The sequence below is a fragment of the Streptomyces sp. AC558_RSS880 genome (assembly GCF_019049255.1).
Lineage (GTDB): Bacteria > Actinomycetota > Actinomycetes > Streptomycetales > Streptomycetaceae > Streptomyces.
Genome location: NZ_JAGMUJ010000189.1, coordinates 1 through 827 on the forward strand (window position 1 = coordinate 1; position 827 = coordinate 827).

1 protein-coding gene is annotated in these 827 nt (G+C 67.6%); it reads left to right on the top strand.

Annotated features, from left to right (window positions below):
* Positions 1-801, top strand: an 801-nt coding sequence (locus KUM38_RS39870) for an IS982 family transposase (RefSeq protein ID WP_217137029.1), incomplete at its 5' end; no start/stop codon positions are given.
* Positions 802-827 lie beyond the last annotated feature (26 nt).

An 827-nucleotide genomic window follows, 5' to 3' on the forward strand; every position in this document is an offset into this window, starting at 1 on the left:
CCCCCCAAACTGACGGACGCCGAACTGTTGTGCCTCGCGGTCGCCCAGGTTCTGCTCGGCTTCCCCTCGGCCAGGCACTGGATCCGCTTCGCTCACGCCCGGCTGGGGCACCTGTTCCGCTACCTGCCCCAGCAGTCCGCCTACAACAAGCGCCTCAACGCCGCCGGACCGCTGATCAGTCATGTGATCGAGGCCCTGGCCCGGCAGGTCCCCACCTGGCACGACGACCTGCGGCTGATCGACTCCACCCCACTGCCCTGCGCGGCCTCCCGGGAGACCGTCAAACGCTCCGACCTGGCCGGACACTGCGGATACGGCTACTGCCGCAGCCACTCCCGCTTCTTCTGGGGCTTCCGGCTCTACCTGGTCACCACCGCTGAGGGCATGCCCGTCACCTGGTGCCTGGCCAACCCGAAACTCGGGGAACGGGAGGTGATGGCCGCGCTGCTGGAACGCGACCACCGCCTCGTCCGGGCCGGGCAGGTGATCCTGGCCGACAAGGGCTTCGCCGGGAAGGAGTTCGAGGCATTCTTGGCGCAACGGCTCGGTGTTCACCTGGTGCGGCCGGACCGCAAGGACGAGCCCGTCCGGCACGGGAAGATCGTCCGTGTCCGCCAGTGGATCGAGGCCGTCATCGACACCCTCAAGGGTCAGCTCAGCCTGGAACAGCACGGCGGCAGAACACCGGCCGGAGTCTTCGCCCGCACCGGACAACGACTCCTCGCCCTGGCAGCCGGCATCTGGCACAACTGGACCACCGGCGCCAAGATCAAACGATCCCTGATCGCCTACGACCACTGAGAACATCGGACTCACTCATCTAGGGG